Below are 25,748 nucleotides of genomic sequence, written 5' to 3'. Positions count from 1 at the left end.
TACTAATAATGTAAATAGAATTGCAGATGATATTATTAGTGATGTAAATAAGAAAAGATTCTAGGAGTCTTTTCTTAGAATTATTTAGTTTATTTAACGGATATATAGTTCTATAATTTAATATAGATTCTAATATTAGAAACTCTAATATATATTTAAATTCAACTTCTAACTAAGCAACTTTAATCCAATGCTTGAAGTAATGATAAGAAAGATAAAAAATAGCTTTAAAAATGATTTAGATTCTTTAAAAAATAAAATCCCAATTAAAACTCCACCACAAGCACCAATACCTGTCCATATCGCATAAGTTGTCCCCATAGGAATCTCACGCATAGCAAGGCTTAAAAATCCAAAGCTAAGCATGAAAACAAACATAATAGCAAGTAAGAATATTTTACGCTTTGTTAGCACAAATTGCTTCATCACAAATACCCCAATAATCTCCATGCACCCAGCCAAAAGCAAATATATCCATGAAAGCATTATTTTGTCCTCTTTTGTTGTGATGTGCTAGTGGCAAATGCATACTCACCCACTATATAGCGATAGCTTATATTTTCTAAAGAGGAGAATCCTTCTAACATAGATTCTAAAAATCCTTTACCTAAAGCCATTATTCTTCCTTATTAGATTTATTAATAAATTTTAAGTATTTTGATTATTTTGTGTAAGCTCATCAAGCCCTAACTCGTGGGAGAATTCCTCTATTATCTCTTCATCGCCTTCTTTACTTATAAGCTTTAGCCCAATCACGCCAACAATCAACACGCAAATAAGCCCAACACGCCATATATCAAATCTCTCTCCAAAATATAGCATTTCAGCCATCACTACACCTGCTGTGCCAATACCTACAAATACCGCATATGCTACGCTCACCTCCACACTCCTACATGCTGTAATCATAGCAGTAAATGAAAACATAATCCCAATGCCTGTAAGGATATAAAGCCAAAGACTATCAGCATACTTTAGCCCACTCACCCAAAACACCTCCACAATCCCACCTAAGACAATTAAAATCCAACCTATATTTTTACTTTGCATATCTCGCCCAAGTTCTTAAATTTTGCAATTTTACACTATGGAATCTTACTTTTATTTGGATTCTAATGGAGTAAAATCCATAGTGGTTTTGGCGAAATTATAGCACTAGAACCAATATTTTTTCTTCATTATTTAAGCAAAACCAAAAAACGATAATCTTTATCTTAATTTCTTTATGGTGCAAGTGGTAATAATTGTGAACTTACATACTAGGTAAAGCTGGAACTATCACAACTACTTCTAAAATCTTCATCATAGAAATAGAAAATAAAAAGGTATTAAAAGAAGAAAGTGAAGTGAGCATAAGAGAAGAAGAGGGGGTTTTAGTGCTGTATGCACTCTCCAATAAAGATAAATCCTTGCAAATTTAGCATTATAGAATCTTATAAAAATGAAGAAAGCTATAAAAAACACAGAAAGCAAACATTTTCAAAAATACAAGCAAGGCACACTGCATATGATAAAAAGCCTAAAATTTATCCCCAGGAAATTTAGAAGTTTTAAAAGCACAGAAGAGTGATTTTAGTAAGAATCATTGGGCAATAATTATTTTTTAATTGATTTAAAAAAAGAGCAGAGCGTTTTTAGCAAATACTTGGCTTTTAGATAGTTGTTCTTTGGTTTATAACTATTTTGTGTGAAAATTATAGTTTTCAATACAATTAATAGTATTTTATTTTTTGTTGGTATTTAAACACTAATTTTAATTGTGTAGAAAATTGCTATGAGGAAAACTTATAAGAGACAAAAAACTATTGTTGTGGATACTAGAAATCCAGTTGTTGAATATCACAATGATTTTAGTGATGTTATCTTTGATAATTTTAATGAGATTGATTTTGATATTTTCTTTGCATTATGTTCTGTATTGAAAAACAAATACAACAAGTTGGTTTTAATTTCTTTTAGAGATATTTTAAATTTAATTGACACTTCAAGCTTTGAAAATGGAAAATCTTCATTAAGAGTAAATAAAAAAAGATTCTATGAAAACTTAGTGTTTTTTGCCACCAAATTAAGTTCTTTGAAGTTTGAATCTAATTTAATTTATGAAGATGGTTATCGATATTTTAAGGTTTCTTCTTTCTTTGAGGAAATATCAGTTGATGAGCGTTTGGAAGTTTTGGCTATTAAAGTTAGCAATAGTGGAGCTTTTTTTATTAATAACATTATTGAATACTATACTAAATTTGAATTAAAGGAATTTTGCAGTCTAAGAGGTAAATATTCTAAGAATCTTTATAGGTTATTGAAGCAATTTAATAATCTAGGTGAGTGTTATATTGATTTTAATAAATTTAGAAGACTTATGGGAGTTTCTAGCAATTTAAGGAATTGTGATTTCGATAGGAGAATTTTAAATCCAGCAATAACGATGTTGAATCAAAACAATCACAAAAATGAGCCTTATTTTAAAAATTTATTGCGGTATTGCGTTGAATAGATATGCAATAAAACCTGTATTTTTCACATGATTTGTTAGCTCATAGAATTTAAATTTAATCTTTATCGCACCACTTGAATATGGTGCAATCTCATATGTATTGTATATAAATATAAAATTGTCAGAATCTATCTGAAAGCTAGATGGCATAGTATTTAGTGGCTTATCTGGCTCAAATAGCATATTAGCGTCTATAGTTTCTTTTAATTTTTTATCTATTAGTTTTAACAATTCATCTGATTTAACAAAAATATCATCTATTTGCAACATCAAAAAATCTTTAGATTCTAAGTCATATAATCGGCTACCATAGTAAGAATTCCCATGTGCTCCGCCTGTATAAGAATATACAACTTCATTAAATACAATAATCTTGGAATCTATATAGCCGATATTTAAGAGATTCCTAAAATCAAAGTTTATATCTACTTCATTTCTGGCTGAATATACATTTGCATTTGATAATTCTTTAACACTATTGCAATTGTCACACAAACCATGCATTTTGCGATTTTCTATTTCGAATGTTTTTTGTATTGTTTCTACAAATTGCGGGTAAAATGATTCATTAAATTTTCTATTACCTTCTATAAATGGAACACTAAAGCTATAGTTAAAGAATCTAGGATTCTGCCCTACTTTGCTTTGTGCTATCTCTTCAATGTTGAAATTTGCAATGTTTATGTTGCTATATTTAATCTTACTTTCACAAAAATAAAACTTATCTCCATTAAAGCTAGAATCTATATTTTCAAATTCTAATTTTTGATAATTATTTACTATTTTATTACTTTGCCAGATTCCTTGTATTGTAAATCCATTGCACTCATTAGAGTTAGAGCTTATTTTTAGTTCCTTTATATTTGGGATTTGCCTTTTTTTGGAATCTTTTATGCTAGATTCAAGTAGCGTCAAATGCAGAATTTTATTGTTATCTACTAGCTCATAATACGCCCATGCCCTAACCTCTTTTGTATCTTTATCCCCTATTATCCCTTCTAGTTGATAGAATCTATTTATATGAGCATTTTCATTTACTTTTGTATGTAGTATTTTTTGGGTGTTTTTTTCTTTGTAGTTTAGGTTTGTTAGAGCTATATCTTGTGTGCTTATAGTATCATTTCTTGTATTACTATAAGAATCCATATTTATATCTGCAAACACACTCATACTAGTAGCAAAGATAACATTGCTGCAAATAAGCCAAATAAACAATGCTTTTTTCATATTATTCCTTAGTTAATTTACGATAAATAAAATGCCACAGCAATATTAATAATCATGGCAATTAGCAATAAAGGCGTAGTTCTCTTTATAATATCCATTGGAGATACTTTGGCAAATCCAGCTAACGCCAAGATTCCACCAGAGATTGGCGAAGCAGCCCTTCCTAAGCATGATGCTATCTCTATTGGTAGAACCAAAGTTATAGGAGCTATCCCAAGTTTTGTCGCAATATCAGGGGCTAATTTACCAAATACATTAAAAGCAGCAATGCCACTACCCATGATAACACTTGCAAAATACACTAAAAAGCTAAGAATTGTGATTGATAATAACACAGCAATCCAAGCAAACTCACCCTCTTCACCAAAGCTTTTCATTGCATTTACCAAAATCCCTATTCCGCCTAGAGATTCAATTCCTTTTGCAAATACAGAAGTAGCAATTAAAATGCTAACAACACTTACAAAGATTTCTGCCATTCCCTTTAGGATAACAACCATGTCTTCACCTAGTTTTTTAGCGTCTTTATTTGCGTCCTTTGGTCCATAATCAAGTGCTATTAGAGATAGGACGCATACTGCTGTTATTGGTCGTATTTTTAGGGCTATTAGCACTGGATAAATACAAGCTAGAAGCAATAAAAGTAATCCAGTATAGCTTGAAATAACAATCTTTAACGCCATTCCAACTACAAAAGTTCCGCTTAAAATTAGATATTTATTTTGTATCTTACCTAGTGATTTATTTGCTAAAAATGCTAATTTGGCAGAAGCGTTTATATGCTTCATATAAGCAGCAAATCCAGCAACACTCATAATAATAAGCCCAGTTCCGCTAAGTTGCTCTTTAAAGGTAGCAACTATAAATGCATAACTATCAAGTAATACATTTAAAAAGCTAACATCTTCTCTTGTAGGAGACTTTGGTATTGGTGTACCTGTTATATAAAATGCAAAAATAATTAAAATTATTCCGGAAAATAAAAAGATAAAAATTGGATTATATTTTTTTAATATATAGTAAGACACTATTATGACAGATATTAAAGTCGAGAATATCATAAACAATTGCATTGCACACTCCCCCTAATTATACGCAAAACTATTATATTGTATCATGTTATTTAGTTGTTAATACTTTACAAATGTTATTTAAAGCTAGATTACTACCAATAAACTCTCTTTTTAGAATTTTGCAGCATTCAAACACACTAAAGCTTCCAGCAGCAGGATCAAGCACTATATCTCCAACATTGCTACAAGATTCTATTAATTTGCTTTGTAAACCTTTTGGCTTTACGTGTGGGTGAAGTTTTAGCTCATCTTGCGGAATCTTTTCCATATACACATCGCGGATATTATGCAGCTTCCAAGTATCTTTTGCTTTGAGTGGTTTTTTTTGTAAGATAAGCAAATATTCACTTTGTCGTCTCGTGCGATAACCCATACCCATTTTGCCCTTATCCCAAGTGATTAAATCCACAATCTGCAAACTTGTAGAATCTAGCCAAGACTTCACCCCCTCGCAGAGATGAAACTTATCAATCCATAGCATTAAGTAAGCACTTTTTTTAAGCACTCTATCAATCTCTTTGATAAAAGAAATTATAGTGTCCTCACTCATTTGCACCAAAGTCGCCCTACCCTTTTGACGCTCACCCTCATTACCATACTTAAGTTTTTCAAGCACACCACGATACTGCGGATCAAAAAAACACAGCGCAATGCTACTATCTTCTATTTGTTTTAGTAATTCCAAACCACAAATATTAAGGTATTTATTGAGCAAAGGCTGATTAGTCATGTTATTTTTGCCTTGCTACTTTTTTAATTATTTCCCAATTTTCTTTATATTTTTGAATGTCTTGCAATTTAACCTTTACACATTCCTCATCACTCAAACTATCTGCATAACTCATAGGTAAAATATAGCAAATTCCAACTTGTTTATCCACTGCGACATAAATATCGCAATCCTTGCTTGTAATGCGTTTGCCCCTGTTTCTTTCGTGTGTATGGTCTATACCTTGTCCGCCCCTATCTCTATCTTTAAAACTAATAACCTCACCACTAGAAATTCCTTTAATTTGGATTCGCAAAAGAATATTTTCAAAATCCACAATAGCATCATATCTGCTACTTCTTACATCTACATTTGAAGCATTAAAACCAGCCAAAATTGCCCTTGCGATAAACAAAAACTGAGCACTATCTCCAGCATTTGCAGTCATTACACCAGAATTAATATTTAATAAATTTGTAGAAAATCCATCAATACTTGCTACAAAAAGAGATTTTTCTAAAACTTTAGAAAGCTTACTTTGTATAAATTTAAATTTTTTATCATTATTAAATATTTCTTGTATATGTGTTAGTGCAACATCTTTGAGTTTGGAAATATCTATTTTTTTAGCTACCTCTACAAAAATTTGTGTCTCTAAAAAACGCTCAACATCTGCTTTATATAATATTTCATCATTTGCAATATCTACAATTTTATTTTTCTTATAATCAAGTTTTTCAAATCTTTGTAAAATTTTTGCTTTAAAACTATCATTATCAAGTAGGCTCATATATCTTGTTCGTAAATAATCTTTAATTTGTGTTTCATTGGGCGTTGCATTCTTAAAGCTACTTGGTTTTTCGTTAAATGCCTCAATATGTTCTTTTGTAAAATTCTCTATATCTTCCATCATAATACCTCCACTATTTTATTTGCTATTGCTTCTATCACGCCCACAGAAACACTATTGCCTATTTGTTTATAAAGGGAAGCATTTGAAAGTGTGCTAGGCAAAATAAAGCTATCAGAAAATCCTTGAAATCTAGCACATTCTCTAGGGGTTAATTTCCTTATATCTTTATTATCAATTACTAAAGGAACATTGTGCCCACCTGTTCCCATATTTGCAGTTAGTGTGGGACATAAATTTGATTTATTTTCCCTTACATAGTGTCTTCTCCACTGATAAAGAGTGTTTTTGTTTTTCATATTTTCTTTTAAAATATCATAATATTTTGTATGAGTATAATAAAACTCATCACTTACTTTTTTATCCAATAAATCTTGTATATTTTTTGTCAATGGAATCTCTTTTGGGAATTTAAACTTTTTATAAGCTTTAGAATCTAAAAACCCAACCAAATAAATTCTCTCTCTATTCTGTGGAATATTCCCATATTTAGCGGTATTTAATACTTCATGCTTTACAAAATAACCTAATTTTTCAAGCTCTTGTAAAATAATTTTTAATGTATTACCTTTATCATGTGTTTTTAAATTCTTAACATTTTCTAAAAATACTACTTTTGGTTTAAAATGTTCTAAATATCTTAAAATTCCAAAAAATACATTGCCTCGTTCATCATTAAAACCCTTGCGATATCCAGCCACAGAAAAAGCTTGACAAGGAAAACCAGCACTAATAATATCCACCTTATTTAATTTCTCTAAAGCAACATTATTAATATCATCATTGACAATTAGATTCTTAAAATTTGCCCTATATGTCTCACAAGCTTTAGAATCTATTTCAACTGCCCAAGTAGTATTAACTCCTGCATTTTTGAAACCAAGCTCAATACCTCCAATACCAGCAAACAAACTTCCCAAAAGCATTAAGATTCCTTAAAATATACTAAACATTATCCACAAGCATTAGCCTTTTTTATGGCCTTGTGATATGCATTTATATCAATGTTGCCTCTATTGGCATTAAATATTGCATAATATTCTACACTTATGCAACCAACATATGCAAAAGTATAATAAAGCGGTTTAAGTAAAGATTGCATATTTTTAGTAGATTTTAAGAGAATTTTGTTAGTGCTAGAAGCCTCCCAAAATGTATGTGCGAAAATAATTAATGCTTTCATAATAAAACTACCTAAAACACTCTCTTAAAGATAGAATCTACATTTTTAGTGTAGTAGCTAAACTCAAAGCATTCTTTAATTGCCTCTTCTCCGATGATATTTACAAGATCGCTATCGCTTAATAAATGTTGTAAATACAAGCTTTCGCCCTTGTCATTTACCACAGCTTTACCCTCTTGTAAGTCCGCCCATACTTTCATGGCATTTCTTTGCACGATTTTATAGGCTTCTTCTCTTTTTACACCTTTTTTTGGAAGCTCTAGTAAGATTCTTTGAGAGAAGACTAGCCCACCGGTTAGATTTAGGTTTTTCATCATATTTTTAGGATATACGACGAGGTTTTTTATAAGGTTTGTAAGGCGCACAAGCATAAAATCACTTGCAATAAAACTATCTGGTAAGATGAATCTCTCCACACTAGAGTGGCTAATATCTCTTTCATGCCAAAGGGCTACATTCTCCATAGAAGGCAAAGCATAAGATCTTATTATTCTACAAAGCCCTGTTATGTTTTCGCTTAGCACTGGATTTCTTTTGTGTGGCATAGCAGAGCTTCCCTTTTGTCCCTCGCTAAAATATTCTTCTGCTTCATACACTTCTGTTCTTTGCATATGTCGGATTTGAACAGCAAACTTCTCACAACTACTAGCCAAAAGTGCTAAATCGCTCATAAGCCTAGCATAACGATCCCTTTGGATTACTTGATTGCTAGCAGGAGCAGCTTTAAGCCCTAGATCTGCACACACTAGCTCTTCAAGCTCTATTGGTGTGTGAGCTAGATTGCCCATAGCACCGCTTAGCTGTCCCACAGATATTACTTCCATTGTGGATTCTAAAGCCTTCTCGTGGCGTGAGATCTCATCATACCATATGGCTAAAACTAAGCCAAAGGTAATAGGTTCTCCATGAATGCCATGGCTTCGCCCAACCATAAGTGTGTCTTTATGCTCCATTGCACGATTTTTAATTGCTTCTTTTAACTCTTTAACATCTTGTAAAATAATTTTTAAAGAATCTCTCATTTGCAATGCAACAGCAGTATCAATACAATCACTTGAAGTAATTCCATAATGAAACCATCTTGATTCTTCACCCAAAGATTCTGCTACACTTGTGGTAAATGCAATTAAATCATGCTTAGTAATTGCTTCAATCTCGTCTATTCTTGCAATGTCAAATTTTGCATTTTTGCAAATCTTCTCACAATCGCTATCTGGAACAAGCCCTAGCTTATTCCAGCCTCTAACTAAAGCCTTTTCAACTTCTAGCCATGCAGAGTATTTGGCATTCATATCCCATAGTTTTTTCATCTCTTCTCGTGCGTATCTTTCAACCATACTTATCCTTAACTTATAATATAAATAAAATTATAAGATACTTTTGTTTATATAAACTAGAAGCATTAAATTACTTCTTTATAATTCTTTTGTGATTTTGAATAAAAAAGAGATATTTAGAACTTTGTTTTTTAAAGGACAATTATGCAAGATACCCATAATAAACTTATAAAAGAGTTTTTAAAAGAAAAAGAAATTTTTGCAAAAACTTATCAAGAAACAATAAATTGGATAAATGAGTTTTATCATAATTCAAAGTTAGATTCCATTAAAAATAAATGTTTTGAGCTTAAAAAACTCGCTAAAAATAAAAAAGATTTATTAGATGTCCCAAAATACACCATAGAGCTTTCTGCGCAACTTAAAGAATTAAATAATGAAATTTACTACACTGCCCACACGCTACTTCAAGCGTTAAAAAATCATACCGCAATAGAGATTTATCATGACGCCAAAGAAAAAAAGAGGAAAGATGAAATTGGAAAACAATACGAGCAAGATAAATTTTTCTTAGAAAATTTATGTATTAAATTTGATGAAAAGTATTATATGAACTCTCTATATAATCTTGCAAAATACTTTGTTAAGCACTGGGTATTACTATTGACACTATGTAATGTCATAGGAGCACTTATTTTAATGAAGTATTTTATTATAGATATTCATTATACACCCATTATTACACAAGATAATATGTTGTATTTAATGGCTGTAACGGGAGTTATTGGTATAACTTGTACTATTTTTATAGGTTCAATCTTTACATTTTTTATTTTTTATATAAAAAAGATACAAGAAAATTCTAAACACTACTGGAGCAATAAACAAATTTTAACCTTTATTGCACTTATTGAGACACCACTTCTTTTGATTATTTTTGTCTCTTTAGGAGATGTCTTTGACATTTTTCCACAATGGATCTTAGTTGTACTTTGTGTTTCATTATTGATTGCATTTTTTGTTGTTGCAATATTTGTTATTAAAAATCATAAAGATAAATATTCTTCATTGCTTTATATGTTTTTTCTAGTTGTTTGCAATTTTATTGTTTATATTTTATTGATTTTATCACTAATAGAACCAACTGATACTTGGGAAGATTTAATGTTGCTTACTGCTTTATTTTTCATCTATAATTTCTTCTTTATATTTTTACCATTAAAACTCAACTTTAGCATCATAAACTCCCCTTTTATTATGACCACTTTCATAGCAACTCTTTTGATAATCCTAATGCTTTTTTCATCAAATATTATATCTCTACTAAAACTAGGCAATTATAATTTAAGTTCTATCTCTTTAAAGTCCGACACTCCTTCAAATTATCAAAAAAATTGCTATTTTATCCTGTCAAAAAATGAAATTATTTTAAAAAATGTCCATATACTCTCAAACAGAGGAGAAGAGATTTTGCTAGCCTGCAAAAGTAACCCTGTTTTAGCAAAAGAAAGTGATTTATTTTCCAAAATTAGCAATATTCCAAGCAATGCAAAAAACCTAACATTAAATTCAATTCACACAATTAATATTCCATCAATTTGCCAGACAAAAAATAAAATCAATGAAAAAGTTCAACTCACAAACATTCGCATTTTACATAAAAGAGATAATGATTTGGTTTTTGAATGCATTAGCCCACAATTTAACATCAAATCATCAGATGTTAATAATTCAGTGTATTAATTTCACGATTTAACACCAATCAAATGCACTTTGCATTGACATTGTGCAAGAAAAATCAATTTTAAGATTTTCTTGTATTCTTTGCCTCTTGCGTCTTTTGGACTATTTACGCCACTGCTCTAGTAAAACCTAAGTGCAATTTGTGTTACACAAAACCGGCATTTTAAATTATGTTTTACACAATAACCCTCTCAACATTGGAATATATTATAAATCTTTATCAAATTTGTATTTAACTAAAAGCTCTGTTGATGTTACTTTGGATAGACCAAAGTTTCGAATTTGGTTTGCTACACCATTTGTTGGCAATGCAATAGCTACCCTAATAGTTTTAACAATTTTTAAGATAGCTTCCTAGCCATTTTAGTTCTTTTCTGTAACGAGAAAATAATTCGCTCACATTAGCATCATCAATATGTCCATCAATATCTATAAAAAAACAATATTCAAAATTACCATTCATCTTTGAAGGACGCGATTGAATTGAAGTCATATTTATATTTAAATCCCTTACATCATATAATAGCTGATATAACACTCCCGGCTTATCAGAGCCTTCCAAATTTGCAAAAATAGTTGTCTTATCATTTCCGCTTTTTTGATTTTTAAAATTACTCATAATTATAAATCTAGTTTTATTACCACTTGTATCTTCTATATTATCAAACATAACAGGCACATTATAAAGCTTTGAAGCAATACTTGAACAAATTGCTGCACTTTTTTTGTTTTCACTTGCTAGTTGTGCTGCTTTTGCTGTGGATTCTACTGGGATTCTTTCTATATGGTCTAAACTATGTTCATTTAAGAAATTAAAACATTGCCCAAAGGCTATATCTTTAGAGTATAAAACCTCTATTTCATCTAGCTTTTCTGATAGCGAAGCAAAGCAATGATGAATCGGCATATAAACTTCAGCAACTATGTTGTATCTAGTATCCCTCAAAAGGTCTAAAGTCTCTCCAACAAATCCATTTTGATTATTCTCTATGGGTATTACTGCATAGCTCACGCGACCACTCTCTAGCGACTTTATCGTAGATTGTATTGTATTGTGTGAGAAATATTCACACATAGCACCAAACCTGCTTTCAGCTGCTTGATGTGTATAGCTACCAATAGGTCCTAAATAGGCTACTTTTTCTGGTAGCTCTAAATTTCTACTAACTGCAAACACTTCTAAATAAATCGCCTCTATCGCACTTTTAGTTAGAAAGTTTGGATTCTTAGCACTTAGGCGATTTATTATTTCTTGTTCTCGTTTTGGGTGGTAGATTGGAATATTATTTGTTGTCTTTGTCTTCCCTATTCTCTTTACGATTTCCATTCGCTTATCTAAAAGCTCTAAAATCTTATCGTCAATATTATCTATCTCTTCTCTAAAATGCTGTAATTTCATAAATCCCCCTACTTTGAACGATACACATCTAATGCAGCAAAACTCTGTGAAGTTGGCATTAATTCTATGCTATTTATATTTACATGTTTTGGCATATTTGCGACAAAATACACAGATTCTGCAATATCTTCTGGTTTTAATGCATTTGAATCTCTATATAACTCCTCCACCTTTTTACTATCTCCTTTGAATCTAACAAGCGAAAACTCGCTATCACTAGACAAACCCGGCTCAATATTGCTAACCCTAACCCCGCTTCCTGCCACATCAGCTTTTAGATTTAAAGAAAATTGCTTTACAAATGCTTTTGTAGCTCCATATACATTACCTCCCGGATACGGATATGTCCCTGCTATTGAGCCTATATTTATTATATGTCCATTTTTATTTTCTATCATTTTTGGTAAAAAGTAATGAGTAATAAAGCTTAATGCCTTAATATTTACCTCTATCATTCTATCCCAATCATCAAATTCACAATTTTGAGCCTTAGCAATTCCAAGTGCTAATCCAGCATTATTTATTAAAATATCTACATCTTTATAATCTTTATCCAAAGATTCAAAGCCTCTTAATAATTCATCTCTATTGCAAATATCACAAGCAATAATTTGACAATTTTTAATTTCATCTTTTAAAGATTCTAGCTTTTCTTTCCTTCTTGCAACTGCTACAACCTTATGTCCATTATTAGCAAACTTCTTTGCAATAGCCCTACCAAATCCAGCTGAAGCTCCAGTAACTAAAACACTCATAAACAACCCCTATTTACAAGTTTGTATCTTTTTATTATGCTCTAATATTTCTTCTTCTTTATTTATCTCTTCTTGCGATATTGTAGACATTATCTCTTTTGCCTTCTTGCAATCTTTTAGTTTATAATAACCCCATGCAAGCGAATCTAAATAATATACATTAGAAGGCTCTATTAATAAAGCTTTTTCTACATATTTAATGCCCTTATTTATATCCATGTCATTATCAATTAGCAAATACCCAAGATAATTAAGATATAATGCTTCATTAAAGTCTTGCAATGCTTTTTCTAGCTTTGTGCTAACTTCATTTAGAATCTTTTTATCTTTTTTATCATTTGCACTTTCGTATATATACACTGCCTCTAGTGCTAAATAGCCTGAATTACCGCTCATATCATATAAATCATTTAAGATTCTAATGCTGTTTTTATAATCTTTTTTAATATTATAAATATCTAATAAAATCTCCAAAAATCTCTCATCGCTATATGTCAAGCTATGATTAGTTTCTAGTAGTTTTTGTGCTTTATTTAGCTCTTTTGTTTTTAGATAGATTTCTAGTATGACTTGCAAGTATTGAATCTTGTTTGTCTCTTCATATAGTTGTTTATATATCTGAATTGCTTGTTCATATTTCTCTTCTTTTACATATATTAGAGCTAACTTTTCACCTATTAACTGCGTTATTCCATACTTTTTTATGTGATTTTTATATAGATTTATAGACTTATTTGTATCATTTAAAAACAAAGCATAAGTTGAAGCAAGTTTATCTAAAATAAGCTCATTGTGGTTTATTTCATAGGCCTCTTGCAGATATTTTGCACTATTTTTATAATCATTTTGTAAAAAATACACAGAAGATAGCGTTTCTAAGTTTTTTTCACTTCTATCATTTTTCACAAGGATTCGTGCCTCAAATCTTGCAGCTTCGTATTGTTTGGTTGAAGTTAGAATCCCTATTAGAACATTTCTTATTTCATCGTCATCTAAATTTGTCTTTAAATATCGATCTGCTTGCTTTTTAGCTTCACTTACATCTCCCATAAGTATTAAGATTCCTATAATCTCCTTCAAATACACCTTATTATCTGTAATTGTATAAGCTTGTTGAAAAGCATCTTTTGCTTCTTTATATTTTTTGAGATCTAAGTAATAATAACCTAATGCAATATACTCATCTTCTCTACTTACAGATTCAAAGATATAAGGATTATTAACTACATTTGTCGCTCTAACGCAACCATATACAAAGATAACAATAGCAACCAAAAACAAAACACTACTTCTTGCAAACACCTATACATTCCTTTAATAATGGTTCAAAGTCATCTTTATAGCATTCCCAAAACGGAAATGACACACATTGCTTTGGTCTTCTGCTATATATTTGACATTTTCTTGTCTCTTCGTCAAAAAACACACAAGCATGTCCTTTGCCATCTTTTTGAATCTTCTCTGTTAGTGAGTATTTATACCCTACTTTTCGGACAAATTTTACAGAAAATTCATTAAAATCCATATTTAAAAACTTCGATATTTCTTCTATATCATAAGGCGTTACAAAGACATATCCACTCTCCCCAGTGCAACACTTTCCGCCACACTCTTCGCACTTTGAAGGATCAAAGGTAAAATCATACTCTAACATTTAATGCTCCATGTATTTGCTTTTTTATAAATCTCTTTTACTTCCATGCTAAATTCTCCATTATCATGTGTAAATAATGGTGGCAATATTTTACTTTGACTTTTTGAATTTTTCTTTGCCCTACATAGAAAAATAGTAGAATCTTTTGAACTACTAGGATATACAAATCTTATTTCTATTGGATTAATTTTGTATCGCTTTAGAGAAGTAAGCACATCACAAAGTGCCTTTGAATCATAGCAAAAGACAAACTCTCCATTAGGTTTTAAAATTGAATTTATCTTTTCTATCATTGATAATAATGGTAGATTCTCGCTATATCTTGCCATATAAATCCACTCATTTTCACTCTTTATTACATTTGAGTGGTAAAAAGGCGGATTTGAGATAATAAAATCAAATCTAGATTCCAAAAAATCATATTCTAAAAAATCACCCAAAATACAATTAGCACTTATTTTATTTATCCTAAAATTATTCGCACACAATAAAAATGCATTTTTGTTTTTTTCAATTGAACTTAAGCTTATTGATATATCTCTAGCACATAAGATCCCAAGTATCCCACAACCAGCCCCAACATCAAGCACATATGAATCTTTTTTTAGAAACTTAAGTGCAAAGTCATACAAAAACAAAGTATCGCTATTGTAGCAGTATCCATTTTTTGGTTGATAAATTTGCGTCATTGATACTCTATTTCTAAAACTAGTTTTTGGCTTGAATCTTTTAGATAGATTCCATTTTTATTTACAATATATATAAGTGTTCCTTGGGATCTTTTAATTGTCTGTGTGAATCCAAATTCATTTTTCAAGAATCCTTCTTTGTTAAATATTGGTTCTCCCAATAAAACATTCCTAAAATCAAGTCCCAAATAAGAATCATCGCCAAAAAATCGCCTAACAAGTGAGGCATTAGAATAGCATTGATTATCTATACAAATACTATTTTTTGTAACTTTAAAGCTAAAAAGTAAATTTCCAGCATTAAACAACTCTAAAGAAGCATTATTTGAATCTTTTTTCAAAAATCCAACATCATTGTATTTAAAAGAATTTGTAAGAAATAAGACAACTGCAGATTTTTTATTGCTTGGTAAAGTGGGATTTGCACACCCCACTACCATAAAGATAAGCAACAATCCTAGAATTGTTCGCCTGTTAATACACGATACCATCTTTTTCCATCAAGCTTTAATTCCATGCTAACTTGGCATAATCCATCTTTATAGATAGTTTCTACTATTTCAGCATTTCTAATAACCGCCATAACTTTAGTTTTGATAGTAGAGTTCTTTAGCACCATGTCTCTAACTGTATCTTGTGCATTTACTCTAATACCATACATTTTTTCACCAATTTGTCTATAAGCATCTACAATTGCAGCTCTCTTAGCTAACGCTAAAGCTTGTGCAGGAGAAACCGTAGTTTCGGGTGCTACACCCATACCAATAGCACTAATTTCAATAATGCTAGATGGTGTCATCATAGGTGCATTTGGGATTAATATCTCATCTCCACCAACTTCTACACCTTGCAATCCTGATGGTGCATTTGAGTTTCTACCACTAGTTTGGAAGCTTGATCTGCCAACTGGAGAAGTAGAAGGACTAACTCCAACAACAGAAGTAGAAGTACTAACTCCACCTACTTGTGCTACTAATAAACTTGTCCCTAAAAGCATTCCTGCTAATACTGAAGATATTGTTTTCTTTGTCATTTCAATCCTTTTTGACATTAATTTACAAAACATAGTAAAGCAATAAGTGTTCCAACTTTACAACTTTAGCGTTTCACGGAATTCCGCTATCATCTTTTCACAATTTTCATCAAACAACTCCCCTGCCTTCTTCCATAATGGTAATATATTATCACTAGGTATATGCAATGCCGCTAAAGCTATTGTGTATAAAAAGTGACTTATTGATCCGCCAAATAATATTGTAATAAAATCGTCCCTCTTTGCTACTTTTACTATTTCATCTATGAACCTATCTAAACAATTAAACAAATCTTTTTTATTTGTGATTTTTTGCTTAAACATATCTGATAGATGTCGTTTAAAAGCAAGAATCTCAAACATATATATCTTATCATCTTTAGAATAAAATCCAATCTCACTAGGATCACCAAAGAGTGATTTTAGATTCTTTATTTCTTGCTTTTTATTTATTTTCTTTAATTCAAACTCATCTGCCAAAGTTGGCTTAGCACCTTTTATATAAGCACCATCACTTAAGTTTAAAACATTAAAAGGGTTAAGTCTTGCAAATGCTTCTTCTAACGTAGCACGAGATAGTGAAAATAATGAATCTGAATAAATATCATCACTAAAATTACCATCTACCCTATACGCATCCTCTGGAATCTCTGCCTTCTCTTCTCCATAGTGAGAGCCTTTGGCATGTTTTGTAGAGCCTTTTTTATAGCCACAATCAATACCACACAACAAAACATCACTCCCAAGATATGCGGCCAATGCAGCTCCTGCATTACCAACAAATGGCGCAGCAAACCCAACTTGAAACTTTGGTCTATTTAAAGCAGCAGCTGCTGAACCTTCTCTTTCAAAAATATATAACTCTTTTGCTACTTCTTTTGCATTTTTATTAAGCACACTGGCACACAATAGTGGAATATCATCTAAAGGTGCTTCAAGCAGAACTTTATCCAAGTAATCATGTCTTTCTATTTCTATTTGAAAATCAGGTTTTATACCATAGTTCAGCAATGGTTTTAATGCGGTGCCACAAGAAAATATTATCATTTTGTCTTTATTGTCTTTTATAAATGGTAACAATGAATCTAAGCTAGGTCCATTTCCAACCACACATATAGGTGCATTTACCCTCTTTGGTTCTATTAGAATCCTAGATGTTTTTGTAGCCTTTTTATTAGTAACACCTATTATTTCATCTTCAAATGTCCCCCAACCTCTCATAGCCAAACTATGTGCTTCATAAATTATATCTTTGACACTTTGTATCGTTGGCGTGTTATACATAGCAAGTTCAAATCTTATAGCACAAGCACTAAATCTTCTAAGGGCAAAATAAGAGATGATTGCTTCCCTATTTATTAAGCTTTCTATAAACATATATCCAGAATTGTTATTTGTTTTAACAAACAATAAAGGAAAATCGATAAAAAAACAAGCAATTCTAAACATATCTAAATTTTCTTCAAATATCAAAAAGCTATGGATAAAGTAATTTTCTGCCAATATCTGCAAAGCAATGCCACCACCTAAACCAAGCATGGTAATTGAGGGTAATAATCCATTAGGTAAATGATATGCTTGTGTTGTTGCTTTATTGTTTGTTACAAATTCTAAAAGACCATTGCACATCTTTGCAGTATTTCGAAACTCATCTCCCATTATTGAAGTCTCAGAGCCAAAATATCTATCCCATTTCTTGTTTATCGGAGGATTATATGCCAAATCCTCACTTATATCAAGCATCATGCTTTTGCCATCTACAATATCATAAACTAGAGTGTTATTTTTAACATCTATTATATTTATGCCCTCTTTTCCTATATATAGCCTATAATCATTAGCTGGTTGTTGTAATGGAGTTATTAAATGTGGATAATATTCTGCGAAAAATGTCATATTGTTACTAAATCTCTGTTCGCAAAACTTTTGTATTTCTTCACAACTAGAACTTCTTAAAATCTCCAAAATACCCATTTAACACCTTAAAATTAAACATAATTAGTGTATTATACATTAAATTTATCGATAGATTAGGAATCAATATGTTTTTGGAGTTTCTAAAACAGCCAAGAAAAGTTGGTGCTTTTTGCTCTAGCAGTAAAGCATTAAGTGTAGCTATGACGCATAATCTAAATATACAAAATGCAAAATGTATAGCAGAAATAGGTCCGGGCTTAGGTAGCTTTACAAATGAGATAATAAGACTAAAAGATAAAAATTCAACATTTATAGCGATAGAAATAAATAAAAATTTCTACAATATATTGTATGACAAGTTTGGACAAACACCAAATGTATATATAGAAAATCAAAATGCAAACAACATAAATAACATAATAAAATCAAAAAATATAGAAAATTTGGACATAGTTATATCTGGGATTCCTTGGACTATACTAAAGCCAAAAGATAAAATCACACTGCTATCCAATATAAACGAATCACTAAAAAAAGGTGGAGTATTTTCTACATTCATGTATGCATTACCAACACCACAAGCAAAGTCATTTAGAAAAATACTTCATAAAAAATTCTCAAAAGTAAAAGTGTCCAAAATTATTTGGAAGAACTTTCCTCCTGCAATAATCTTTTATTGTAAAAAATAAGCAAAGTTTCCATGCAATTTAAGATTCAATAATTGTTTTTTAAATAGAATCCAAGTTTTATTTTACGAACAAAGGAATTTCATGCCTGATTTTAAAATATTTACCGGAAGTGCTCATGAAGAATTCTCAAAGAAAGTAGCAAAACAACTAGATGTTGAATTAGCGAAAGCCGAAGTTTCACGCTTTAGCGATGGCGAGATAAGTATTCGTTTGTGCGAGAGTGTGAGAGGTAAAGATGTTTTTGTAATACAGCCAACTTGCGAACCCACAAATGATAATTTAATGGAGCTTCTAATAATGACAGATGCACTAAAGAGAAGCTCTGCAAATTGTATAAATGTGATAATGCCCTACTTTGGCTATGCAAGACAAGATAGAAAGGCGGCACCTAGAGTCCCAATTAGCGCAAAGCTAGTAGCAGATTTATTGCAAATAGCAGGTATTACAAGAATAATAACAATGGATCTTCACGCAGGACAAATTCAAGGCTTCTTTGATATTCCGGTTGATAATTTATATGGCTCTATCGTATTTAAAGAATATATACAATCAAAATGCTTTATAAACGCAATAGTAGCAAGCCCAGATATAGGTGGTATAGCAAGAGCTAGATATTTTGCAAAACTTCTAGAACTAGACATAGCCATAATTGACAAAAGAAGAGAAAAGGCAAATGAAAGCGAAGTTATGAATGTAATAGGCAGTGTTGAGGACAAAAATGTAATCCTAATCGATGATATGATAGATACTGCAGGGACAATAGTAAAAGCTGCAAGTGCATTTAAGCAAAAAGGTGCTTTAAGTGTGATTGCATTAGGGACACATGCGGTATTAAGCGGACCTGCGTATGAGAGAATCGAAAATAGTGAGCTAGATGAAGTAATAGTAACTGATACAATCCCACTAAAAAAAGAATGCTCAAAAATAAAAACACTAAGCGTTGCACCACTATTTGCAGAAGTAATAAGGAGGATAAACAATAATGAAAGTGTTAATTCACTATTTTTGTAGAATCTTTATTGTATTTTTTTTAGTTGGCTTTATAAACGCAAAAGAAAGTCAAAAAATACAAGCTGTGCTTGAGACAACTTCTGGGAATATTACTCTAACTCTCTTCCCAGATGTCGCACCAAAAGCAGTAGAAAACTTTGTTACACATATAAATAATGGCTACTACAATGGAGTTATATTTCATAGGGTTATTAAAAAATTCATGATTCAAGGTGGAGACCCTACAGGAACTGGTAGAGGTGGAGAATCTATTTGGAAAAATGATTTTGAAGATGAGATAAAACAAGGATACGCATTTGATAGAGCTGGAATCTTAGCAATGGCAAATTCAGGTCCAAATACAAATGGAAGTCAATTTTTTATCACCACTACTAGAACACCTCATTTAAATGGATACCACACAATCTTTGGAGAAATAAGCAAGGATAAAGAAGAAGAAAGCTTAAGAGCACTAAGAAAGATAGAATACACACAAACTAATCAAAATGACAGACCAATTAAAGAACAAAAAATAATAAAAGCCTATGTAATACAATAACATAGGCTTTAAATTACTCGTGTGAATTTATTTTATTTCTCAAATCATCTGCACTAGCTTGAATCCTATTCATAACCTCTCTAGCATCTTCTGCTAATTCAACACTTGAATTAACCCTTTCAATGCTATATTGTGTCTTTTCAACAACTTGGCTTGTTTCATCTTTGATTGTATTTACCGTTGTTGTAATTTCAGTAATTGATTTACCAGTTCTTTCTGCTAACTTTCTTACTTCATCTGCAACAACTGCAAATCCTCTACCATGTTCTCCTGCTCTTGCAGCTTCTATTGCTGCATTTAGTGCTAGTAGATTTGTTTGGTCTGCTATATCTTTAATAGTTTGCACTATTGAAGTTATCTCTTCACTTTGTTTATTTAACTGCTCTATTCTTTCAGAGTTTTCAGCCATTACAGAGGCTATTTCTTGGATATTTTCAACCGTTCTACCAATCACATCCATACCTTGATTTGTAAGAACACTATTTTCATTTACGCTTTCTGTTACAATTTGTTGCGATTGTTCTTCTCTATTTTTTTGAGCAGTTATATCAGTTGCAAATTTAATAACCTTATAAACCTTTCCTTCGCTATCAAAAACAGGGTTATAACTTGCAATTAACCACAGCTGATTTCCGTTTTTGTCATATCTTACAAATGTATCTGATATAAATTCACCACTTTGAAGTTTTTTCCAAAACTCCCTATAAGATTCCGTCTTTGTATAGTTTGAATCGCAAAACATCTCATGATGTTTGCCTTTTATTTCATTTAGGCTATATTTAACCGTATTTAAAAAATTCTCATTAGCCTCTATAATTGTCCCATCTGGCATAAATTGAATTAAAGCCATAGATTTATCTGCTGCATTCATTACATTTTTTAAATCTAGTTGCTCATTAACCCTATCAGTAATATCAGAAGCAAATTTCACAACTTTAACTACATTCCCTTCTTCATCTAGTATTGGATTGTAATTTGCCTCTAGCCAAATAATATCTCCATTTTTCTTCACACGCTTAAAAAGTTTAGACACAAAAGTGCCTCTCTTTAATGTGTTCCAAAAATCTACATATTCTTGAGATTCGACTAATTGTTTTTGACAAAACATCTTATGATGATTGCCTTTTATTTCATCTAATGTATATCCAACTGTTTTTAAGAAATTTTCATTAGCATCTAAAATAATGCCATCTGGAGTAAATGAAATAACCGCCATTGATTTATTTATTGCTTTAAGCTGTCTTGCATAATCTAGACATTTGGCACTTACAGCATTTGAAGTGTTATTATTTTTAGCATTTTTACCAAACATAAGAAGTTCCCACAAATTTAAAATAAAAGCATAGATTGTATCAAAAATTATAAAAAAATAAAATATAATTTCACTAAATAATTCTAAGGAATATAGATGGATAATTATGAATATGGTAAGCTACTAAAAGAACTAGAAAGCAAACAACAAAATATAGAAAAAATATTAAACCCAAAAATACTGCAAGAAAAAATAAATGAAATCTCAAGTAAAGAGCAAGATTCAAGCTTCTGGGCTGATGCGAAAAATGCAGCTAATTTGCAAAAAGAAAAAAAAATATATATAAGACAATTAGAAAAATATAACACAGCCACAAAAGCCCTAAATGACGCAAAAGAATTATTTGAACTAGCAAATGATGATGAAGAACTCTTAGAATCTTTATTTGAAGAAGCAGATAATCTAAATCAAACAATAAAAAATGCAGAAATAGAGGTAATGCTAAACGATAAATTAGATTCAAATAATGCAATTTTTACAATCACTCCAGGTGCTGGCGGAACAGAATCTCAAGATTGGGCTTCAATGCTATATAGAATGTATTTGCGATGGGCTGAGAGAAGAGGCTTTAAGGTTGAACTCTTAGACTATCAAGAAGGAGATGAAGCAGGAATAAAAGATGCAAGTTTTATCATAAAAGGAGAAAATGCTTATGGCTACGCAAAAGCTGAAAACGGTGTACATAGACTAGTTAGAATTTCACCATTTGATTCAAACGCAAAAAGACATACAAGTTTTACTTCAGTTAGTGTAATACCAGAAATAGAAGATGATATAGAAATACAAATAGAAGAAAAAGACTTAAGAATAGATACATACCGTGCTTCAGGTGCAGGGGGGCAACATGTAAATAAAACAGAATCTGCAATAAGAATCACGCACCTACCAACAGGCATAGTAGTGCAATGTCAAAATGATAGAAGCCAACACAAAAATAAAGCAAGTGCTTTAAAAATGCTAAAAGCAAAGCTATATGAAAGAGAAAGATTAAAAAAAGAAGAAGAAACAAATATAGATGAAAAAAGTGAGATAGGTTGGGGATATCAAATTAGGAGCTATGTGTTAGCACCTCACCAACAAATAAAAGATTTGCGCTCCAACATTGCATATAGCAATGTTAGTGCGATACTAGATGGAGATATAGATGAAATTTTAGAAGGAGTGTTAGTCTATAACTCCACCAAAGAATCTTAAGAAATTAGTCGTGCTAACTCTTGTAGATTCAAGTTGTTTTTAAATGGGCTCTCACTCTCGCTTGAGTTAAATAAAAGCTCATTTAATTTAGAGTAGTTTGCCTCATCGAATCTCTTTAGTAGTAAATCAACCAATCCGCTATTAGGTTGATTATTGCTTCCAATAGATTCTATATCTTTGAAGCTTTCTTCTAATTTTTTCCAAATATTTGATATATCAGCACTCACGCCATTTGTGGCATTGTGCAATGAATCCAAACTAAAGCTAAACGAGAAACTCTTATATGTTGCACTGCTAAAACTCCAATTAAAGCCACCATTACCATTGTTGCTAATTGATGTAGAGGCAAAATTCGTTTCAGTCCATGAAGCACTAAAGCTTAGATTCTCCAAATACACCTTAGAGCCAAGTAGGCTATTGCCATTTAGCATACTATTTAGTATTTGTTCATTTTGTTGTTGTGATTTTATTGGATCTTTTACCAAGTCTATATGGTGGATATTACCACTACTTCCATCATCTCTAATAAAATCAGAAGTCTTTTGCTTAATACCTAGCAAGTCCCCCTTCTCACCCATTAGATACTCTTTATCATCTTTAGCATCAAGATATATAACCCCTATACCCTTCTCACCTAAGCCTACTAACTCGCCTTCTCCTTTTTCATTTGGCGACCAAATTCTAAGCTTATTGTATATTGGATCATTTTTATCTATTTTGCCATCTTTATTACTATCATATTGTGCTAGATCTTTAAATCCATCTCCACTTTGTGTGCCAAATAGCTCATTGCCATCATTAATTTTTCCGTCATTATTCTTATCTAACGCTAGGAATCCAGAGCCTTTTTTAAGAGTTGATATTTGATCTTCTTTACCATCGCTATCAAGATCGAAGCTCATCGTAGTATCGCTTAGTTCAGTCCCGCTTCCTTCATAGTCAATAACAAGCGGATCTATAATTTCAGCACCCTCTTCTTTATCAACTATGCTTCCACTGCCATTTCCGCTATTTGAACCATTTATTTGTATATTTTGTATAAAACTTTGAGATATGCTAATGCTTAAATCAAGTTCTTTTTTTACGCCATCTTGTCCTACTATAGTGCCTTTTATAGATAACTCTAATGATTGATAGAAACCTTGAGTAATGCTTATCCCGCTTTGAGAACCGCCAATTTGAATAGGTGGTCTTGTGGCAATATTACCACTTATAAGATCAGTAATATCTTTTATGCTATCAATAGAAGAAGTTGGTCTATCTTGCCCATATAACTCCTCCCATATCTTCATAATATCATTTTTAATTTCAGCTATTTTTTCTATTGCATGTGATACAATCTGCTTATGAAGGTCGCCAAACTTATTGTTTGCAACTTCACTTGAAGCAACCACATTTGAAGCTTTGCTTCCTTCATCTTTTTCATTTATGGTTGTATTGCTAGTAGTTGGAACACTATTTGCTTTATCATTTTTAATCTCTTCTCCAAGAGCACTCCAATGCGTGGTGGTATATGAGGCTTTAAGAGAAGAGAAATTCATACCTGTCTGCATGACTTTCTCCTTGAAAATTTAAATTGCATTAGTTATATCGACACTTTTCTAAAAAAATTAACAATTAATTAACAAGAAATAAAATTTTAATAAGTTACTAAAATCTCAAAGCCTTAAATTTAATATTTTAATCACACTTTATTCTATAAAACAAAATCAAGTCATAAAGAATCTGTAATTTCTACATCTTTAAAATTTAAGCCATATTTATTGAATCTGCATACGCTTTTTTATTGAATTAGCACATATATAAGCACCACTCCAAGCAAAAGCTAAATTATGACCACCTCTTTTGCCTACAATATCTAGCACTTCACCTATAATATATAAATTTTTATATTTTTTACTCTCAAAAGTATCTATATTTATACATTCAAAGCTAATCCCACCTCCGCATACTTCAGCGTTATTTGCTTCTTGAGTTAATTCTGGCGTTATTTGAAGATTTTTAATTGTATAAACTATGTTCTTAATACTTTTAATATCGCTTTTTTTATTATTTGTTAAATATTTTGCTAGTTTTGGATTTACAATACCGCTTAAAACCTCGCACAAACTGGCATTCTTATAAGTTTTAATGGAATTTATTAGAATCTTTTCTAATGCTTCTTTAGAAATATTTGGCAGTAAATCAACGCTAAAACTAGGAATCTCACATAGATTCAAATAATAAGAAATATCCAAAATGCCAAACCCCGAAACACCATAATTTGTAAACAATAAATCACCATCTATCTCTATAATTTTTATATTTTTATCTTTTAGAGTTATCTTTGAAAACACTTTCAAGCCATTTAAATCACAAAATACTTGTTTGCATTTTAATGGAGTTAAAACAGGATAAGTATCTACTAGCTGAAAGCCTAATTTCTGACCTAGTCTATACCCACTATCACTACCACCTAGTCTCTCATGTGCATTACTACCACATGAAACCACTACAAAATCATATTCATATTCTTGTTTATTGCTTTTTATTTTATAGTTTTTATCAAGCTTAATATCTATTATTTCTTCATTACATCTAATATGAACTTCCTCTAAAGAAAGCTGAAATACTTCTAATACACTCTTAGCGCTATAAGACATAGGATATACTTTGCTTCCTTCTGCTATAAGAGGCAATCCAAGCTTACTGCATAGTTTGTAAAAATCAGAATATGTAAATTTATTTATAATTTTTTGTATTTGATTTTTATCTAGGCTAGAACTTGCATAATCACTGCTAGAACCATTTGTATTGTGTATATTACATTTACCATTACCACTAGCTAAGAGTTTTTTACCTATTGTTTTGTTTTTTTCAAAAATTGTAATATCAAGCCCACAACCCTTAAGCAGAACTGCCACGAAGATCCCACTCGCACCTCCGCCAATGATTGCAAGTT

General features: G+C 31.1%; 26 protein-coding genes and 1 pseudogene. 6 read left to right on the top strand and 21 right to left on the bottom strand.

The window, feature by feature from the left end:
- Positions 1-168: 168 nt before the first annotated feature.
- From PF021_RS03340 to PF021_RS03330, 3 genes are read right to left on the bottom strand one after another with little or no spacing between them, the layout of a single operon-like run.
- A complete protein-coding gene (locus PF021_RS03340) occupies positions 169-486 on the bottom strand; it encodes a DMT family transporter (protein ID WP_271020981.1) in 318 nt (105 codons plus the stop codon).
- A complete protein-coding gene (locus PF021_RS03335; protein ID WP_271020980.1) occupies positions 486-617 on the bottom strand; it encodes a hypothetical protein in 132 nt (43 codons plus the stop codon). Before PF021_RS03335 ends, PF021_RS03340 begins: the two co-directional genes overlap by 1 nt.
- A 31-nt stretch (positions 618-648) precedes the next feature.
- Positions 649-1,050 (bottom strand): DMT family transporter, encoded by a 402-nt coding sequence (locus PF021_RS03330; protein WP_271020979.1) that lies wholly within the window; start codon positions 1,048-1,050, stop codon positions 649-651.
- A gap of 724 nt (positions 1,051-1,774) precedes the next feature.
- On the opposite strand from PF021_RS03330, the gene PF021_RS03325 reads away from it, so the two are divergent.
- Positions 1,775-2,494 (top strand): replication initiation protein, encoded by a 720-nt coding sequence (locus tag PF021_RS03325; RefSeq protein WP_271020978.1) that lies wholly within the window; start codon positions 1,775-1,777, stop codon positions 2,492-2,494.
- Here PF021_RS03325 and PF021_RS03320 read toward each other — a convergent pair.
- Genes PF021_RS03320 through purB form a run of 7 tightly spaced genes read right to left on the bottom strand, consistent with a single transcriptional unit; the run spans position 2,471 to position 8,933 of the window.
- On the bottom strand, positions 2,471-3,721 hold the full coding sequence (locus PF021_RS03320) for an RsiV family protein (protein WP_271020977.1): 1,251 nt from the start codon (positions 3,719-3,721) through the stop codon (positions 2,471-2,473). The two genes, PF021_RS03325 and PF021_RS03320, sit on opposite strands and share 24 nt — an antisense overlap.
- Positions 3,722-3,738: 17 nt before the next feature.
- Positions 3,739-4,794, bottom strand: a complete 1,056-nt coding sequence (gene dcuC, locus PF021_RS03315; RefSeq protein ID WP_271020976.1) for a C4-dicarboxylate transporter DcuC — start codon at positions 4,792-4,794, stop codon at positions 3,739-3,741.
- A gap of 46 nt (positions 4,795-4,840) precedes the next feature.
- A complete protein-coding gene (locus tag PF021_RS03310; RefSeq protein ID WP_271020975.1) occupies positions 4,841-5,524 on the bottom strand; it encodes a DNA-methyltransferase in 684 nt (227 codons plus the stop codon).
- A 1-nt stretch (position 5,525) separates the two neighbouring features.
- On the bottom strand, positions 5,526-6,413 hold the full coding sequence (locus PF021_RS03305) for a group I intron-associated PD-(D/E)XK endonuclease (RefSeq protein WP_271020974.1): 888 nt from the start codon (positions 6,411-6,413) through the stop codon (positions 5,526-5,528).
- Complete coding sequence (dcm, locus tag PF021_RS03300; RefSeq protein ID WP_271020973.1) at positions 6,413-7,339, bottom strand: DNA cytosine methyltransferase; 927 nt, start codon at positions 7,337-7,339, stop codon at positions 6,413-6,415. Before dcm ends, PF021_RS03305 begins: the two co-directional genes overlap by 1 nt.
- Before the next feature lie 26 nt (positions 7,340-7,365).
- Positions 7,366-7,596 carry an NADPH-dependent FMN reductase family protein gene (locus tag PF021_RS03295; RefSeq protein ID WP_271020972.1) on the bottom strand — a complete coding sequence of 77 codons (231 nt, stop codon included), beginning with the start codon at positions 7,594-7,596 and terminating at the stop codon, positions 7,366-7,368.
- 11 nt (positions 7,597-7,607) lie between these two features.
- Positions 7,608-8,933, bottom strand: coding sequence for an adenylosuccinate lyase (purB, locus tag PF021_RS03290; protein WP_271020971.1), 1,326 nt, complete (start codon positions 8,931-8,933; stop codon positions 7,608-7,610).
- Positions 8,934-9,077: 144 nt separating this feature from the next.
- Here purB and PF021_RS03285 point away from each other — a divergent pair, with 144 nt between their 5' ends.
- Positions 9,078-10,616 carry a Yip1 family protein gene (locus tag PF021_RS03285; RefSeq protein ID WP_271020970.1) on the top strand — a complete coding sequence of 513 codons (1,539 nt, stop codon included), beginning with the start codon at positions 9,078-9,080 and terminating at the stop codon, positions 10,614-10,616.
- 331 nt (positions 10,617-10,947) lie between these two features.
- Here PF021_RS03285 and pheA read toward each other — a convergent pair whose 3' ends face one another.
- From pheA to PF021_RS03245, 8 genes and pseudogenes are all read right to left on the bottom strand, one after another.
- The gene (gene pheA / locus PF021_RS03280) at positions 10,948-12,015 is read right to left on the bottom strand and encodes a chorismate mutase (protein WP_271020969.1); all 1,068 of its coding nucleotides are present in this window, start codon (positions 12,013-12,015) and stop codon (positions 10,948-10,950) included.
- A gap of 8 nt (positions 12,016-12,023) precedes the next feature.
- Complete coding sequence (locus PF021_RS03275; RefSeq protein WP_271020968.1) at positions 12,024-12,770, bottom strand: SDR family NAD(P)-dependent oxidoreductase; 747 nt, start codon at positions 12,768-12,770, stop codon at positions 12,024-12,026.
- 9 nt (positions 12,771-12,779) lie between these two features.
- Complete coding sequence (locus tag PF021_RS03270; protein WP_271020967.1) at positions 12,780-14,072, bottom strand: tetratricopeptide repeat protein; 1,293 nt, start codon at positions 14,070-14,072, stop codon at positions 12,780-12,782.
- A complete protein-coding gene (locus PF021_RS03265; protein WP_271020966.1) occupies positions 14,056-14,424 on the bottom strand; it encodes a YkgJ family cysteine cluster protein in 369 nt (122 codons plus the stop codon). Before PF021_RS03265 ends, PF021_RS03270 begins: the two co-directional genes overlap by 17 nt.
- Positions 14,418-15,113, bottom strand: a complete 696-nt coding sequence (locus PF021_RS03260) for a tRNA1(Val) (adenine(37)-N6)-methyltransferase (protein WP_271020965.1) — start codon at positions 15,111-15,113, stop codon at positions 14,418-14,420. Before PF021_RS03260 ends, PF021_RS03265 begins: the two co-directional genes overlap by 7 nt.
- Positions 15,110-15,553, bottom strand: coding sequence for a hypothetical protein (locus PF021_RS03255; RefSeq protein WP_271020964.1), 444 nt, complete (start codon positions 15,551-15,553; stop codon positions 15,110-15,112). The genes PF021_RS03260 and PF021_RS03255 overlap by 4 nt, the downstream gene beginning before the upstream one ends.
- A 17-nt stretch (positions 15,554-15,570) precedes the next feature.
- A pseudogene (locus PF021_RS08585) lies at positions 15,571-15,930 on the bottom strand (LPP20 family lipoprotein); the annotation flags it as partial.
- A 273-nt stretch (positions 15,931-16,203) separates the two neighbouring features.
- Entirely contained in the window at positions 16,204-18,120 is a 1,917-nt protein-coding gene (locus tag PF021_RS03245) for a 6-hydroxymethylpterin diphosphokinase MptE-like protein (protein WP_271020962.1), read from the bottom strand.
- Between the two features lie 68 nt (positions 18,121-18,188).
- On the opposite strand from PF021_RS03245, the gene PF021_RS03240 reads away from it, so the two are divergent.
- The 3 genes from PF021_RS03240 (at position 18,189) to PF021_RS03230 (ending at position 20,301) form a co-directional block, all read left to right on the top strand.
- Complete coding sequence (locus PF021_RS03240; RefSeq protein ID WP_271020961.1) at positions 18,189-18,752, top strand: class I SAM-dependent methyltransferase; 564 nt, start codon at positions 18,189-18,191, stop codon at positions 18,750-18,752.
- An 81-nt stretch (positions 18,753-18,833) separates the two neighbouring features.
- Positions 18,834-19,763 (top strand): ribose-phosphate pyrophosphokinase, encoded by a 930-nt coding sequence (locus tag PF021_RS03235; RefSeq protein WP_271020960.1) that lies wholly within the window; start codon positions 18,834-18,836, stop codon positions 19,761-19,763.
- Positions 19,735-20,301, top strand: coding sequence for a peptidylprolyl isomerase (locus PF021_RS03230; protein WP_271020959.1), 567 nt, complete (start codon positions 19,735-19,737; stop codon positions 20,299-20,301). The genes PF021_RS03235 and PF021_RS03230 overlap by 29 nt, the downstream gene beginning before the upstream one ends.
- 13 nt (positions 20,302-20,314) lie before the next feature.
- On the opposite strand, the gene PF021_RS03225 is transcribed toward PF021_RS03230, so the two are convergent.
- Positions 20,315-21,613, bottom strand: a complete 1,299-nt coding sequence (locus tag PF021_RS03225; protein ID WP_271020958.1) for a methyl-accepting chemotaxis protein — start codon at positions 21,611-21,613, stop codon at positions 20,315-20,317.
- Between the two features lie 96 nt (positions 21,614-21,709).
- Between PF021_RS03225 and prfB the strand changes: the two genes are divergently transcribed.
- Positions 21,710-22,807, top strand: coding sequence for a peptide chain release factor 2 (gene prfB, locus PF021_RS03220; RefSeq protein ID WP_271020957.1), 1,098 nt, complete (start codon positions 21,710-21,712; stop codon positions 22,805-22,807).
- On the opposite strand, the gene PF021_RS03215 is transcribed toward prfB, so the two are convergent.
- Together PF021_RS03215 and PF021_RS03210 are read right to left on the bottom strand one after the other, a co-directional pair.
- Positions 22,804-24,360, bottom strand: coding sequence for a hypothetical protein (locus PF021_RS03215; protein ID WP_271020956.1), 1,557 nt, complete (start codon positions 24,358-24,360; stop codon positions 22,804-22,806). The two genes, prfB and PF021_RS03215, sit on opposite strands and share 4 nt — an antisense overlap.
- Positions 24,361-24,567: 207 nt before the next feature.
- A complete protein-coding gene (locus PF021_RS03210; RefSeq protein ID WP_271021005.1) occupies positions 24,568-25,737 on the bottom strand; it encodes an aminoacetone oxidase family FAD-binding enzyme in 1,170 nt (389 codons plus the stop codon).
- Between the last annotated feature and the right edge of the window lie 11 nt (positions 25,738-25,748).

This window comes from Helicobacter ibis (assembly GCF_027859255.1).
GTDB classification, from domain to species: Bacteria; Campylobacterota; Campylobacteria; order Campylobacterales; family Helicobacteraceae; genus Helicobacter_D; species Helicobacter_D ibis.
Note: the sequence above shows the minus strand (reverse complement) of the source record. Positions and strands in the feature narration are given on the sequence as shown.